Annotated in this window: 13 protein-coding genes; 6 read left to right on the plus strand and 7 right to left on the minus strand. The window is 65.1% G+C overall.

Going from position 1 to position 13,992, the window contains the following annotated elements; genetic code table 11:
- Positions 1-125 precede the first annotated feature (125 nt).
- Positions 126-1,037, minus strand: a complete 912-nt coding sequence (locus ALTAJ2_RS10750) for an alpha/beta fold hydrolase (protein WP_007110109.1) — start codon at positions 1,035-1,037, stop codon at positions 126-128.
- A gap of 409 nt (positions 1,038-1,446) precedes the next feature.
- On the opposite strand from ALTAJ2_RS10750, the gene ALTAJ2_RS10755 reads away from it, so the two are divergent.
- The 4 genes from ALTAJ2_RS10755 (at position 1,447) to ALTAJ2_RS10770 (ending at position 6,316) form a co-directional block, all read left to right on the plus strand.
- Positions 1,447-1,785, plus strand: a complete 339-nt coding sequence (locus ALTAJ2_RS10755; protein WP_007110110.1) for a DUF7130 family rubredoxin-like protein — start codon at positions 1,447-1,449, stop codon at positions 1,783-1,785.
- A gap of 103 nt (positions 1,786-1,888) precedes the next feature.
- A complete protein-coding gene (locus ALTAJ2_RS10760) occupies positions 1,889-2,182 on the plus strand; it encodes a DUF7130 family rubredoxin-like protein (RefSeq protein WP_007110111.1) in 294 nt (97 codons plus the stop codon).
- Positions 2,183-2,726: 544 nt separating this feature from the next.
- Positions 2,727-5,180, plus strand: coding sequence for an HVO_2072 family ArtA-dependent S-layer glycoprotein (gene csg / locus ALTAJ2_RS10765; protein WP_007110112.1), 2,454 nt, complete (start codon positions 2,727-2,729; stop codon positions 5,178-5,180).
- 227 nt (positions 5,181-5,407) lie between these two features.
- Entirely contained in the window at positions 5,408-6,316 is a 909-nt protein-coding gene (locus ALTAJ2_RS10770; RefSeq protein WP_007110113.1) for a ketopantoate reductase family protein, read from the plus strand.
- Positions 6,317-6,443: 127 nt separating this feature from the next.
- On the opposite strand, the gene ALTAJ2_RS10775 is transcribed toward ALTAJ2_RS10770, so the two are convergent.
- Positions 6,444-6,809, minus strand: coding sequence for a NifU family protein (locus ALTAJ2_RS10775; RefSeq protein ID WP_006184928.1), 366 nt, complete (start codon positions 6,807-6,809; stop codon positions 6,444-6,446).
- A 78-nt stretch (positions 6,810-6,887) separates the two neighbouring features.
- The gene (locus ALTAJ2_RS10780) at positions 6,888-7,205 is read right to left on the minus strand and encodes a DUF5783 family protein (protein WP_007110114.1); all 318 of its coding nucleotides are present in this window, start codon (positions 7,203-7,205) and stop codon (positions 6,888-6,890) included.
- Between the two features lie 220 nt (positions 7,206-7,425).
- On the opposite strand from ALTAJ2_RS10780, the gene ALTAJ2_RS10785 reads away from it, so the two are divergent.
- Positions 7,426-7,818, plus strand: coding sequence for a hypothetical protein (locus tag ALTAJ2_RS10785; protein ID WP_007110115.1), 393 nt, complete (start codon positions 7,426-7,428; stop codon positions 7,816-7,818).
- A 30-nt stretch (positions 7,819-7,848) separates the two neighbouring features.
- Here the strand turns inward: ALTAJ2_RS10785 and ALTAJ2_RS10790 are convergent, their stop codons facing one another.
- On the minus strand, positions 7,849-8,649 hold the full coding sequence (locus tag ALTAJ2_RS10790) for a DUF7260 family protein (RefSeq protein WP_007110116.1): 801 nt from the start codon (positions 8,647-8,649) through the stop codon (positions 7,849-7,851).
- Positions 8,646-9,572, minus strand: a complete 927-nt coding sequence (locus ALTAJ2_RS10795; protein WP_007110117.1) for a DUF7551 domain-containing protein — start codon at positions 9,570-9,572, stop codon at positions 8,646-8,648. Before ALTAJ2_RS10795 ends, ALTAJ2_RS10790 begins: the two co-directional genes overlap by 4 nt.
- A 1,154-nt stretch (positions 9,573-10,726) precedes the next feature.
- Here ALTAJ2_RS10795 and ALTAJ2_RS10805 point away from each other — a divergent pair.
- Positions 10,727-11,482, plus strand: a complete 756-nt coding sequence (locus ALTAJ2_RS10805; RefSeq protein ID WP_007110119.1) for a PHP-associated domain-containing protein — start codon at positions 10,727-10,729, stop codon at positions 11,480-11,482.
- Positions 11,483-11,572: 90 nt separating this feature from the next.
- On the opposite strand, the gene ALTAJ2_RS10810 is transcribed toward ALTAJ2_RS10805, so the two are convergent.
- Both ALTAJ2_RS10810 and ALTAJ2_RS10815 read right to left on the minus strand, forming a co-directional pair.
- Positions 11,573-13,057: a DHH family phosphoesterase gene (locus ALTAJ2_RS10810; protein WP_007110120.1), complete on the minus strand. Its 1,485-nt coding sequence runs from the start codon at positions 13,055-13,057 to the stop codon at positions 11,573-11,575.
- Between the two features lie 194 nt (positions 13,058-13,251).
- Positions 13,252-13,989, minus strand: coding sequence for a uroporphyrinogen-III synthase (locus tag ALTAJ2_RS10815; protein WP_007110121.1), 738 nt, complete (start codon positions 13,987-13,989; stop codon positions 13,252-13,254).
- Between the last annotated feature and the right edge of the window lie 3 nt (positions 13,990-13,992).

Here is a 13,992-nt window from a genome sequence, read left to right on the forward strand (position 1 = left end):
TCGCTCACCCTTCGGGTTCGCTCGCGGTGGTGATCGGGTAGATGCCTGCCCTTCCCCGGGTTCTGCGTCTCTCGCGTCTGCTCGAGACGCACTCCCGGCCGAAACGAAACACGAATACGTCGAACTCAATCGCCGCTGGCGCGCGTCACCCCGGGCATCCCCTCCTTGGTGTACTGCGGTTCCGGCGCGTGGTGTGGGTCCGGCAGCCAGTTCCGGAGGTGCTCGTTGAACCGGTCGGGTCGTTCTCGCGGCGTCCAGTGGCCGCAGTCGTCGACGAGGGTCAGTTCGGCGTCCGGGATCAGGGTCGCTGCTCGCTTCGACCACTCGACGGGAACCAGCGGATCGTCCCGGCCGTGGATCAGCAGCGTCGGGACCGACAGGGACTCGAGGTCGCCGACGAAGTTCGTCGCGACGCGGCCGTTGAAGGAGAGTTCGTTGTTCTGGAACTCCTCGAAGGCCCGTATTGAGCCCGGTTCCATCAGTTTCCGCCTGATGTCGTCGACGAAACGATCGGGCAGTCGGTCGGCGTCCGCGACGAGGCTATCGAGAACCATGCGGACGCTCTTGGTGGAGGTACTGGCTGCGATCTTTCCGAACTCAGTCGCGCCGGGTACCCGTGACAGCACCTTCCACTGGAGCGCACTCGGGAGTTTGCCGCCCAGTCCGTAGCTGTCGACGAGCGCCAACCGCTCGACGCGGTCGGGGTTGTCCAGTGCGTAGCCGAGCGCGACCCCGCCGCCCATCGAAATACCGGCCAGCGAGACGCGGTCGAAGGGGAGCGTCTCGAGGAAGCCCTCGAGAACGTCGACGTAGGTCTCGACGGTGTGATCGACGTCGCCCGTACTGTTCCCGTATCCGGGCCAATCGAGCGCGTAGACGCGGTAGTCGGCCGCGAGTGCGTCGATCGCGTGTCGCCACGAGACGGTCGCGTCGTCGATCCCCGCGCCGTGACAGAGGACGATCGGCGGCCCGCTCGTTCCCGCACGTCGGTAGGCGATTCGACAGTCGCCGATGGTGGCGACGCCGGTGCCGCTCATGATCGAATCACGTCACAGGGGGGAAGGACCGAGGCCGTATTAGCAGTCGGATTTGGCCTGCTAGCCGTGCCTAGTGGCCACAATGAGCAATTTCGGTCTCCCGACCGTCCCACCTCGTTACGTTTCCTCCCGGTGGTATCGAACGACGGCTCCCCCATCCCCCGTAACTCGGGGAATCGTTTTCCGGCCGAAGAGTCAGTGGCAGGAGAGTTGTATGTGTGGGTAGGTATCATACCTCTCCCCTCTATCCCAGGACGATATATTACTTTCTATTACCGTGTTCGTTCCTAACATGGCTGTTGTGCCGTGGCTATCGTCGTTTCGCGCTCACAGCGACATCCACGGCCTCGAGCGACCGCTCGCACAATGCGCGCTGTGACTTTATTCCCGTCGCGGATGTAGCCCGGTCATGGTCGACACTGGCGAGACGCCGGCGACGGAAGGGGACGATGCGGCCGTCGAGGAGATAGAGAACCTCAATTTCGGGCAATCGGTCTACGACGAGGACGGCAACCGACTCGGTCGCATTCGGGGATTCGAGCGGGGTGGATTCTTCGTCACGACCCGCGAGGGAGCCGAAGCGATGAGCGTCGACCACGCCCGTTCGGGCCACGAGTTCGGTGAGGCGCATCTGATGTGGCGATGTATGGAGTGTGGCGAGATGGGCGAAATCGACGAGGGCCTGCCCGACGAGTGTCCGAACTGCAACACCGAACGGGAGGATCTGATGTACTGGACCGAGGACTGACTCGAGGCTATCACTCGAGGGATCGCTGTCGACACCTGAGGGTTCTATATAGCACGTCAGGATTTATTCCTGCCCGTGGCGTAGATCCATGACGGTGGCTCACATGGATAAAGAACAGCCGCGACTGGCGTTCGGGACGACGGTCTACGCCGAGGATGGTACGGAAATCGGACAGGTTCGCGGAATCGACGAAAACGGACTCTACATCACGCTCCGGGACGGCATCGAAGGGATGAGCGTCGAACACGTCAGATCTGGGCAGGCCTTCGGCGAGGCCGAACTGCTGTGGCGTTGCTGGGAGTGTGGCGAACTGGGTCGACTCGACCAGGACATCCCCGACGCGTGTCCTTCCTGCGGTGCCGATCGGGAGGAGTTGTACTATTGGACCGAAGATTAAGGGACGGCCGAACCGTTTCAGTGATCCCTCCCCTTTCGATGACACTGAAATCTCGCCCCTCATTGACGCCCGAGTCGTTTTTCGATTGAGGCCGCAGTAGTGAGAGTCGTCGTCCCGTCGTCACCGTCGAGAGGCGGGAAATCCAGTAGCGATGTGACGAGTACCGTCCGTTCGCATCTCGACTGGACCGTATCGATACCTCTCCCGCGCGTGTGTCCTCCTCCGAACGTATTGCCCGACACTGGCCGAGTTACGGATGGGCGATCGGTTCCTCGAGGCACACCGTCCGCGTCCGTTTTTCTTCATAAATATTGGTTGTGTAAATCGATAGTCTTATTAACAATCGTTACACACTGCGAAAACGGTTCGCTATGAGTGAACTATTATCAAACAAAGGCGCAATTGTTGCCGAGCTACCGAGTGAAACCGATCGGGCACGCACGTTCGTGCTTGCCAGGGGCAGGGAGTTCGGGTCGCAACCAACCCGATCGAGGCCGTTCAACACGAGGCGAAATACGGGCAGGAAACCCAGTGCTGGAATCTAATGATGAGCGACACTGACGCGGCAACTGTCCACGAGAAGGGGCGGGCAGTGCTCCTCACTGCGATGATGGTACTCTCCGTCGTTGCGATGTCCGCAGCGTTCGTCGGCGGGGCAACGGCTGCACAGAACGCGAGATATCACGATGATCAGACGGTCTCCCCCGGAGACATCGTCTATCAGGGCGAAGACGACTTCGAGTTTTCCGATGACTTCACCCGAGACACGCTGAACGGTGTGGAGAACGGCGGTGCCGAGGGCGAACAGCTCGAGCCCCCCGTTCCGGATACGCAGCCCACCGGCACGTACGGGGACGGTGACGGGAACACTGTGACTGTCACCTCCCCGCGCGTGACCGACCTCACGATCAACAACGTGTACGACGACGGCAGCGTCAACGCCGTTGACGGCTCGAGTATCTCGACCGGAGACGCCGATAACATGAACGTTACCGTGGAGTACACCTTCGGCGACGCGGAATACATCGACATCTCCGTCGAAGATGAGAGCGGTACTGACATCACGAATCAGGTCATCGATGACAATACGATCGAGGAAACCGGCGGCAGCGTCGGTCTGGACCTCTCTACCGAGGACGCCGGCGAATACACGGTCACCGCACAGGGTGCCGGGAACCTCGACTCCGGCGATGCGGTCGAAACCGCGACGGTCGAGTTGCGGACCGATGCCGATCTCGGTCTCGAGGTCGACACCGACAGTGCCGTTCGTGGCGACAACGTCGAGTACACCGTCAGCGGGGGAAGCGATGGCGACACGCATCTCGTTGCGATCGAACGCTCCGAATTCCGCGACGGTGTCACTGCCGACAACGCCGAGCGCGTCTTCCGGAACGTCGACGATACGGAAGCGGTCGGCGTCTATCCCGATAGCGACGACACTGAGAACATCGACTTCGCGTGGGCCAAAGTCGGGATCGACGGCACGACGGCCGTCGGTCAGATCGAAACCCAGTACCTTGACGACAGCTCCGTTGACGTAGACGTCTACGACACCGGCGTGGATGCTGCCGATGTCGATGACGGTACAGACTCCATCGATGACGTCTCGCTCGACGTTTCGGGAGGCGACATCGCGATCGAGAATCCGGCTAGTTCCTACGTCATCGGGTCCGAAATCGATATCAACGGTACCGCGGACGGGTCCGACGAAGTCGCGGTCTTCGTCCGCGATAACGCCGACTGGGAACTCGTCGAGCAGGGGATCGTCGTCGACTCCGACGGTACCTTCGAAGAGGAGGATTACGTGCTCTCCAGGGACGGCGGGGCCGGTTCCGACAGCCTCAGTCTGCCCGGTACGTATCGCTTCGGCGTCATCGACCAGTCGGATGCCGACGAGGTGATGGACGACGATAACACCATCTCCACGTCGGACTTCAATCAGGGGACTAGTACCACCTCGTCGCTGCGCGTCGTCGAGGGCGAGTTGACCGTCGATCACGTCAGTATTATCGACGGCCAAGTCGCCGACGGGGAGACGCTTTCGATCCGCGGGACCGCTCCTGGCCAGGATTCGGTATACGTGTCCTTCTACGGCCCGCGCGGGACGTACGACCGGATACCGATCTCGACCGACTCGGAGTACGTGTTCGAGGAAGAAGACATTCAGGTCGGGAACAACCTCGGGCCCCAGCTTGGCACTGATACCAGTATCAGTCAGGGGACAGTCTATATGAGTGTCTACTCGAAGGGCCGTGACAACGTTCCCGGGGACGGGTCGGTCGACAGCGTCGACGGCGGCACCGTCGAACAACAGTTCGTGAGCATGTACAAGCAGCTCAACGAGGGGTCCACGTCCCAACAGCAGGTCATGGAACGAATCGCGAGCGAAACGACGCAGGACTCCGGGAGCGACGACATCTCCCGTTTGTTCCAGTTCCGATACACCGACCCACAGACCACGATCGAGAACGTCTCGAGCGCCAGCGCCGGCGAGGGCACGGTCGTCACCGGAGAAACGATGACCGTTACGGGCGTCACGAACCGCCAGCCCGACGATAACACCATCACGGTGGAGGTCACCGAAGGCCCGTCCGCCACGCAGTTCGACCTCACGTCGGCCGAGCAGTGGGGGGCTGACGGTCGCTGGAACGTCACACTGGACACCGAGGGTATCGAACCCGGTACCTATACCGTCGAAACCGACGACGGCGACAGCACCGACAGAGCGGATATTCGGCTCACCGCGGAACCCGAAACCGTTGCTGACGGTGGGCCGGACGACGAGAACTCGGATGACGGGCAATCCGACGACACGGTCGACGAGAGCAGCGACGGCACGTCCGACGACAGCGGTGACGATACGGCCGACGATACCAGCGACGAAGCGTCCAACGAGATCAGCGACGACGACGGGATGCCGGGCTTTGGCATCGCCGTTACGATCGGCGCGCTGCTCGCAGCCGTGCTGGCACTTCGTCGCGACGATCGACACCACTGATCGTCGCTTCGCATTCGATCGCACGGCGGCGGCGGTCCATCCGCCCGTGAACGACCCCAGTCGGTGCTGTGCGCACTGACCGCGACTCGCCCGAACAGCCCGTTCGGATTCGACGGACGGTCGCGTTCGGTCGCGCTCCGCCGTCATCTCCACGGGCGGCTCTTTTGACGTCTCGAGCACGGCCGCCGACAGTAACCGTTATCATCGCGCTCGCACCACCTCGAGCCATGGAAATCGTCGTTTTCGGTGCCGGCAGCCTCGGCAGTCTCGTCGGCGGGCTGCTCGCCCGCGAGCACGACGTTACGCTCGTCGCTCGCGAGGCCCACGCCCGCGCCGTCAGCGGGTCGGGACTGCGTCTCGAGGGGGCGGTAGCGGACGCCCCCGAACGCGTGTTCCCGGCGGCGACGACCGATGGAACGGGACTCGAGGCGGATCTGGCCGTCGTGACGGTCAAGTCGTTCGATACTGTCGCGGCTGCCGAACGGCTCGCGACGGGAACGTTCGACGGCGTTCTCTCGCTCCAGAACGGCATGGGAAACGAAGCGACGCTTGCGGCGCGGCTCGAGGTCCCGGTTCTCGCCGGGACGGCGACCTATGGGGCGGTCCTACGGGAGCCGGGCGTCGTCGACTGTACCGGCGTCGGCGAGGTCGTTTTCGGTGCGCGAGCGGGCGGGCCGTCGGCGCTTGCGGCCCGACTCGGCGAGGCGTTCGCGGCGGCGGGTCTCGAGACGACCGTCGCCGAGGATATGCCCCGACGCCTGTGGGAGAAACTCGCGGTCAACGCCGGCATTAACCCGATCACGGCCCTGACCGCGACGGAAAACGGGGCCGTGCTCGAGGACCCGGCCGATGTCCTCTCGCGGGCGGCCGTCCGAGAGACGGCCCGCGTCGCCCGAGCCTGTGCTGTCCCCCTCTCGAACCGTGAGGCACAGTCCGCGATGGAAGCCGTCGCTTCGGCGACGGCCACGAACACGTCCTCGATGCGCCAGGACGTTCTCGCCGAACGCCGCACCGAGATTGACGCGATCAACGGCCACGTCGTCGATCGAGCGGCCGAGTTGGGGATCGAGGTGCCGACGAACCGGACGCTCACGACACTGGTCAGGGCCTGGGAGCGCGGGCGCGACGTGCGATGAGGACCGTCCACGGCCGCTCTTCTCGGAGAACTCCCCGACTATGCCGACGGATTACGGAGCCGAGGCTCTGCGGTCACGATAGCAAACCCATCGAATCGGTGTTCGACCTCCGCCGGACGAGGATGCGTTAGAACGGTGCTTCCGGTCCTTCGTCGGCGTTGCCGCCGTCGTCGTCGACGGTCTCGCCGGGGAAGGAGGGACTCATGCCGCCCATCTCCTCGTCGCCGCCGTCCATGCCGGTGGACGCGTTGACCTTTTCGATTTCGGGAATCTCCTTGACCATCCGGCTCTTGATCGCCTGGATCGTCATCGGCGAGATACCACAGCCACTGCAGGCACCACCGAGGGCGATGCTGACTTCGCCGCTTTCGCGGTCGATGTCCTGAATCGCTGCGCTGCCGCCGTGCATCTGGATCTGCGGGAAGTTTCGTCGCAGGAAGTTCGTCACGCGGTCCTCGAGGTCGTCCCCGTCGTTCTGGGTCTCGGTGCTCATGGAAATCCCTTGGGTATCAGCCCCCCTAAACCTTCCGTCCTCCATGTTCGCCTGCCGGCGTCGACGACGGGTAACCCCCTAATTGAACCCGAATACTCGCCGGAGTTCGGTCTCGATCTCCTCGACGTGTGTCTCCAGAACGTCGTCGAATCGCTCTTCTTCCACGAGCACGCCCGAGAGTCGCTCGTAGGGCCCGTCGGGGAGCTCGACGCGGAACTCGCCGTTACCCTCGTAGAACGGTTCGCTCTCGTTTAACACCTCCTGGTCGATCGCGTGGACGAGTTGGGAGTCGTAGCGGTCGTTCATCCGGTTGAACGCGTTTTTGTACGCCTGCTGGAGTTCGGGGAAGTAGTTGGCGTACTTGTCTTCGAACTTCTCGGGATCGAAGTCGGCCATACCCTAGTCCAGCGTTGGCGGAGACAAAAGTCGGACGATCCCCCTCGCCTCGCGGGCACGTCGCGGTCCGGATCGACCGCACCGAACCACGCTCGCGTCGCGGACCGACCGTGCCGCCCCGAAAACGTGACAGGTCGCTGCCGTAGTAAGGGAACGGTATATAGGACCACGCGCTCGCAAGCGGAACGGACACCCCCAGTCTGGGCGACATCGAACGTACATGGCCGCTGCACAGGACCCCATCCCGTCGGAGGCACTTCCGCCGAGATGGGGACTCGCCGAACGCCGTGACGAACGGTTCACCTATCGGCACAGCCGTCCCCCGATCGAACTGATCGCGGAGGTCACCGCGGCCGACCGGTCGCATCCGGGACTCGGTCTCTGTCGGTGTTGGGAGCTTCGCTATCGGTATTTCCTCGCGGACCGCGTGATCTCGGAGTCGATCGGCCGCGTCTCGACGCAGCGAGCCGCCGTCGACGGATTGCTCGAGTGTATGCACCGGATTCACGACACGGTCTCGGCGGCGGACGACCCGTTCGCGGTCCGTGAGGTCCTCCATAGCGTCTCGCTCTCCGATCTCGTGCCGAGCGGGCTACCCGCGTCCTCCGAGTAGCCGCCAGGTTCGCGGTCGCGTCCCGTCGGCCTACACGCGCCGCGTCAGGTGCGCTCGAACCGTCCGCTGGCAGTCACCGCAGATCCCGTACAGCCGCGTCGCGCTCGAGAGCAGCGGGTATCGGACCGAACAGTCCGAGTAGACGGATTCGACCAGCGTTCGATACCGGGTCCCGCCCGGTCCGTAGCGGTTCGTCGAGCGGGTAAACTGCGCCTGCCGGTCCGCCGTGAGCGTCTCGAGTCGATCCCGATAGGCCGCGAGTCGATCGTGGTTCTCCCGTAACGTCTCGAAGTCACGCTGGAGGAGCGACTCGTCGGCCATCGACTGGAGCCACGCAAGGATTTCGTCGATCTCGTCGAGGGCGTCCTCGAGCGTCTCCCGCTCGTTCCGGAGGGTCTGTTGGACGACGTCTACTTCCGTTCGCCTGGTCTCGACCGTCTCGAGGACGGCCCGTTTGAGCGGCGGCGTCCAGCCCGTTTCCGATGCGAGCGCGACGGCGATGTCCTCGCTCAGTTCCGCGGCGATCGTCTCGGTGAGCGACTCGTCCGTCTCGCAGTCGGCGATACTGTGGGGACGGACGGTTTCGGCGAACGCCTCCCGAACGGTGACACAGCGATCGCCCGTCGCGGTCGATCGCCCGGTCTGAACCGTCGTCGCCATCGTCGGCGTCGCTGCGACCGCTTGCTGGGATCGGGCAGCCGCGGGACTCTTCGCCGGGACTTCGCGAACACGCCGTGCGAACGCTTCGAACGCGGCGTCCCGTTTCTCGACGGCTGCCCGTTCCTCGTCGACACAGTCGAGTGCCCGATGAACGGCGGTCGATCCGGTCATCGATTCTCACCCCTCGTACAGACGAGTCCGCTCGCCGTCGCATCGCTTCGCAGGACGAACTGCCAGTCGCCCTCACCGAGCGCGGTGACGTCGGTCACGGCCAGCGGTTCGCTCGGCGTTCCCGACCGTCGCAGAATATCGATCCCGATCGGCAGCGTCGGAAACCGGGACTCGCCACACTCGATCGCGTAGCCCCGCACGGAGACGGTCCAGACGTCGTCGGTCCCGCCCGTCGAATTCCGCGCCACGCCGTACTCCCGGATCAGCGACAGCGAGTCCAGAAAGGCGAGGCTCGCTTCCACCGGATCGGCCGCCGGTTCGACCGGCGAGAGGTTCGTCGCTGCGGCCCGCAGCACCTGCATCCGTTCGGCCGTCTCGAGGTGCGCTTCGAGCTCCGATGCCATGGTCTCGAGCAAGACCAGACAGAGCGTGTTCCGGTCGGTCGTCGCTTCGGCCGCAGCTAGATACGTTTCCATGATCGCCCGCTCGGCGGCCTCGTGGTCGCGGGCCGAGAGCGATTCGAAGACGGCACCCGAGACGTCGTGGCAGAAACTGATCAGCGGGCTGTCGTCCCAGGGGTCCCGTTCGACCGACGGTGGGGTGGCGTGGGTCTCGCCGTTCGCAAGCGCTGTGGGATCGTGGGGGTCTTCGGCCGCCTGCATCTCCGTGTCCGCGTCCGCCGGTCGTTCCTGACAGACGACCGGATCGTAAAACGGCAACTGCGGATCGTACCGTCGGAGCGCGGCGCGGTACTGTTCGGTCGCCTGCGCGGCGTCGGCCGCGTCCGTCCGGGTCGCGAACCGCTTCCCGGCGACCGGGACGGGTCGTTCACCGGAGCGCGCACAGACGACGTAGTACTCCCCGTCGTCGCTGGCCAGTCGTTCGATGTGGGTTCGAATGTCGCGGAGTGTCGTTCCGACCATGGGTTTCCTCCAGTCGTATTCGGGTTCCGTCGCGGCCGTCCCGACCGCTCGCGCCGGCGAGAGCTGGATTGCAGTCCGGTTGCCGCCATCGTGCTCACACCGGTATCGGGGACCGCTCGCACATTCTTTAGGCTAGCCTAAACTGTGATAAGTCCACCGGATTTTAGGCCCGCCTAATCACGCTCCGCTCCGACTTCTGGCACGCCGGCCGGAATTTCATGTAGCGTTATTTGGTTTACTACCGGTGGAGAGTCTATCCGCTCCGTCGTTCTCGGCCCGGAACTCGAGCACGCGCGCCGCTGACGGCCGTTCCGGGGCTACTCGCGGCGTAGATCGTGGTGCGACGTTCGTAAGCGGTTCGTCCACCGACCCGTGGCTGACCGGCGTCCCTTCGGTACGGGCGGGCGAACTGCAGCGGCCCGCTCGAGCACGGCCACGCCACCAGCGCCTCGCGAAGCGGCGGGAACGGTGGTATCGCCCACTCGACTCCGGAGCCGTCGGCGGCGACGCGGTTGCTTCGGGTGCCCGTCGAACTCACCGCACGATACCGTCCCGATGTTGGCCCGGGCGAAGCTGACAGCGACGTACTCACCGACGCGACCACCGTCCCGTGGAGGGACTCCGGCAGACGGCTGCCGGCCGCCTGGTTCCGGTTAGTGTACGGGTCGGTCTCGTCGGGCCGGCCGCGGCCCGGATCGACGAGTTTCCGGACGAACTCGGAGTGTCCACGGGGTTCCATCGACACGCTCGAACTCGCCCGCGCGGCAGTTCTCGAGCGACTCGCTCTCGTACCATCCACAGTCGTCGAACCCAGGCTGCGAGCGGATGAGTATCGAACTGTGACGGACACTCGAACCCGCGTCACCGTCGAAGTGCGGCGTCGAACCGGTTTTCGGCGGGACCTGTTTCGACGGGTCGTCGGTTCCCGACGGTTTCGGTCGTCACTTCCCCTTTGGACAGCCACTCGATCGGTTTCGACCGCGTGGCCCCGTCTCGAGCCCTCGAGCGTCGGCTCTCCGAGACGGACGATTCGAGGCATAAATCGAATAACGATATATTGAATCTCGGTCGATCCGTTGCTGCGGGCGGCAGCACAGTGTTTATGCGGGATAACGCGTTATTGGTGGTAGCGCTCCCGTGTACCGCTGGCTCCTATGACAACTCAGATCACGTTCGCGATCGACTTTCACGTCCACTCCGACGACTCCTACGACGGGCACGAACCGATCGAACTCATCCTCGAGCACGCCGCCGATATCGGACTCGACGGTGTCGTTATCACCGACCACGACGAGATCGAGGAATCACGGCGCGCCGCCGATCTCGCGCCCGATTACGGGCTGATCGGCATCCCCGGTGTCGAGGTCTCGACGCAGGACGGCCACCTGCTGGCGATCGGCGTCGAGACGCGGCCCGACTCCGGGCGACCGTTCATGGAGACCGTCGAAACCGTCCGCGAACTCGGCGGCGTGGCGATCGTCCCCCACCCGTTCCAGCGCAGCCGACACGGTGTCCGAAAAGGCACCATCGAGGACGCCGACGCGATCGAGACCTACAACTCGATGGTCTTTACCGGCTACCGCAATCGCCGCGCCCGGACGTTCGCCGAGCGCCGCGACTATCCACAGATCGGTGCCAGCGACGCCCACTACCTGCCGAACGTCGGCAAAGCCTACACCGAGGTCGTCGTGACACCCGACACGGCAACCCCGACGAAAGCCGACATCGACGGTGCCCATCTCGTCGAGGCCATCCTCGAGGGCCGGACCCAGATCCGCGGGAAGCGGACGCCGATCCACAAGAGCGCCGTCCAGTACGGGAAAGGCGCGGTGCGGAAAACGGCCTACATGTTCACCTCGCGCGCGCCGCTCTTACCGACGGTACCGGCCTCGATGGACAGATCGACCTGAGTCGCGTCTCGAGTCGGCCGCTGCGAGTTGCTCGCCTCCTTGCAGGACTCCGTTCTTCGACTCGGTTCGGAAAACGGTCGCCTGTCGGGATTAGGAGAGTTGTTCGCCGACGATTTCGTCGGCACGTTCGACGAACGCGTCCTCTTTTCCTTTCGGAACCGTGGCCCCTGCTGCGACATCGTGACCGCCCCCGTCGCCCCCGACGGTCCGGGAGGCCTCGCCCATCACGACCGAGAGGTCGAGCCCTTGCCGAACGAGGGAGTGAGTTCCCCGCGCGGAGACTTTGACCTCCGCGTCGTTTTTCTCCGCGAACGCGATGATCGGCTTCGAGCGGCTGATCCCCGCGTTCCCCATCGCCATTCCGGCGACGATGCCGACGATGGTCTCGCGGATCTCGTCGCTCGCGTGGAACCACTGGACGTGCTCCTCCTGGGTCGCCCCCTCGCTCGTGACGAGATCGATGCCCGCCGAGAGGTTCCGTCGGTGCTCCCGCAGCAGTTGGCGCGCCCGCTCGAGCGCGCCGTCCCGGTCGCCGAGACAGACGCCCAGCCCGACGTCGGCCCGCTCGTAGCGGGCGGTCGCGTTCAACAGGGTCGAGAACTCGCTTGCGTCCCGGAGTTCGGTCCCGACGGGCTCCTCGCACAGGACGTAGGCCGTGCTGACGAGGCCGTCGATCTTCGTCGCGGGCACGCCGCTCGAGACGGCCCGCCGGACGAGCGCGCTGGCGACCGTCCGTTTTTCCTCGTTCGTCAATCCGGCCCAGCGCCGCCACTCGCCGTCGCGTTTCAACTCGAGGTCGAGCCCGTCGAGGAATCGGAGCGCGCCGTTCTCGTCGTTCGAGATGCCGGGGATGTGGACGTCCGTGGCGTACTCGAGGAGTTTCGGGAGCGGCCGGGTCTGTTTGCCGTACAGCGCGAGGTCCTTGCCCGTCTCGAGGACGCCGGCCGCGACGCCCTCGTCGACGATGCCCTCGTTCGCGCCGTGGAGTTCGCCGCCGGCGGCCTGCATGTCCCCGACGGCACCGACGACCGCGAGGGCGGCGAGGTCGCGGTTGTCGGCGCGGGCGTTCGCGGCTCCCGACGCGGTGGGGGTCCCTCTATCGGCCGCAACCGACGGCTCCGGATCGGTGTCGGATACGTCGGCCAGCGCCCGCGCGAGGACGTAACTCGCACCGGCACCCGAGAGTTCGGACGCGCCGTTGATGCCGAACAGGAGCGGGTTGAGGTGGAACTCGGTGTCCCGATCGGCGGGCTGGTGGTGGTCGGCGATGACGGGCGTGAACTCGCCCGCATCCTCGTGGTCGCCGATGCTGTCGAGCTGGCCGCTCCCGAAGTCGGTAAAGAGAACGGTCTCGTAGTCGGTCGCCGCGATCGCGGCGACCGCGTCCTCGTCGAGTTGCTTCTCGAAGACGGTTTCGAACGGAATTCCCGCGCGCTCGAGCGCTTGCGCGGCGATCGCGGCGCTCGTGAGCCCGTCGGCGTCGATGTGGGAAGCAAGCAACACGCGATCGGCCTCGCACAGTCGCGTTGCGCACGTCCTCGCGCGATCCTCGAGTTCGGGAACCGGCCCTGCCATCGAGGGAGTGTGGGTCGGCTTCGCCCATAAACCCGCGGATCGCCCCGGTCGGCTCTGTACTCGGGTCGTGCGCTCACAGCGAACGCACGAGATCACCGCCGCCCCGATCGTGTGGACTCTAGAGCTCGCGCCGCGGTCATGGGCGCGGTCTCGAGAAGTGAGACACAGTGGAACGCACGGCCCGTCGGATACCGCTACGGTGTCCGAATCGCCGCCACCGTCTCTCGAGCGAGCGCATCGAACGTCGCTTCCTCGGGGATCACGTCGACCTCGATCCCCCGATCGGCCGCCGTTTCCGCCGTCGGCTTGCCGATCATGCCGACGGTCGCGCTCGCGAGTCCCTCGAGTGCGTCCTCGCGGATCCCTCGTTCGGCGGCGGCGTCGAGGAAGTGTTCGACGGTCAGCGACGAGGTGAAACAGGCGGCGTCGAGGTCGCCTTCGGCGGCCAATTCGGCCGAGCGGCCGCTTTCTTCGGGCCGAACGAGCCGATACAGGATCGTTTCGTGGACGTACGCGCCCGCGTCGTCGAGTCCCTCGAGCAACACCGAACTGCCGTGGTCGCTGCGCGCGACCTCGACGCGCGCGCCGTCGACCCGACTCTCGAGCGCCGTAACGAGCCCGCTCGAGGTGAACTCGTCGGGGACGAGGTCGACCGCGTACCCTTCTTCGCGGAGCGCGTCGGCCGTTGCGGGGCCGATGGCGCAGACGGTTTCGTCGTCGGGCTCCCAGCCCGCTTCGGAGACGAGTGCCGCGCCGGTCTTGCTGGTGAAGACGACGTAGTCGGCATCGGTTCGCGGCGTCGCGTCGGTGGCGTCGACGGACAGCATCGGGTCCGGAATCGGCTCGGCACCGAGGTCCGAGAGCAACGCCGCGGCTCGCTCGAGGCGCTCGTCGTCGGGGCGGAAGACGGCGACTGTGGGTGAGCGACTCATCGG

Origin of the sequence: Natrinema altunense (assembly GCF_000731985.1) — an archaeon.
GTDB lineage: Archaea > Halobacteriota > Halobacteria > Halobacteriales > Natrialbaceae > Natrinema > Natrinema altunense.

Coding starts and splice junctions, on each gene's coding strand:
- ALTAJ2_RS10780 (WP_007110114.1), bottom strand. CDS start 7,205: ATGGCCGACTTCGATCCCGAGAAGTTCGAAGACAAGTACGCCAACTAC.
- ALTAJ2_RS10785 (WP_007110115.1), top strand. CDS start 7,426: ATGGCCGCTGCACAGGACCCCATCCCGTCGGAGGCACTTCCGCCGAGA.
- ALTAJ2_RS10815 (WP_007110121.1), bottom strand. CDS start 13,989: ATGAGTCGCTCACCCACAGTCGCCGTCTTCCGCCCCGACGACGAGCGC.
- csg (WP_007110112.1), top strand. CDS start 2,727: ATGATGAGCGACACTGACGCGGCAACTGTCCACGAGAAGGGGCGGGCA.
- ALTAJ2_RS10795 (WP_007110117.1), bottom strand. CDS start 9,572: ATGGTCGGAACGACACTCCGCGACATTCGAACCCACATCGAACGACTG.
- ALTAJ2_RS10755 (WP_007110110.1), top strand. CDS start 1,447: ATGGTCGACACTGGCGAGACGCCGGCGACGGAAGGGGACGATGCGGCC.
- ALTAJ2_RS10760 (WP_007110111.1), top strand. CDS start 1,889: ATGGATAAAGAACAGCCGCGACTGGCGTTCGGGACGACGGTCTACGCC.
- ALTAJ2_RS10750 (WP_007110109.1), bottom strand. CDS start 1,037: ATGAGCGGCACCGGCGTCGCCACCATCGGCGACTGTCGAATCGCCTAC.
- ALTAJ2_RS10810 (WP_007110120.1), bottom strand. CDS start 13,057: ATGGCAGGGCCGGTTCCCGAACTCGAGGATCGCGCGAGGACGTGCGCA.
- ALTAJ2_RS10805 (WP_007110119.1), top strand. CDS start 10,727: ATGACAACTCAGATCACGTTCGCGATCGACTTTCACGTCCACTCCGAC.
- ALTAJ2_RS10790 (WP_007110116.1), bottom strand. CDS start 8,649: ATGACCGGATCGACCGCCGTTCATCGGGCACTCGACTGTGTCGACGAG.
- ALTAJ2_RS10770 (WP_007110113.1), top strand. CDS start 5,408: ATGGAAATCGTCGTTTTCGGTGCCGGCAGCCTCGGCAGTCTCGTCGGC.
- ALTAJ2_RS10775 (WP_006184928.1), bottom strand. CDS start 6,809: ATGAGCACCGAGACCCAGAACGACGGGGACGACCTCGAGGACCGCGTG.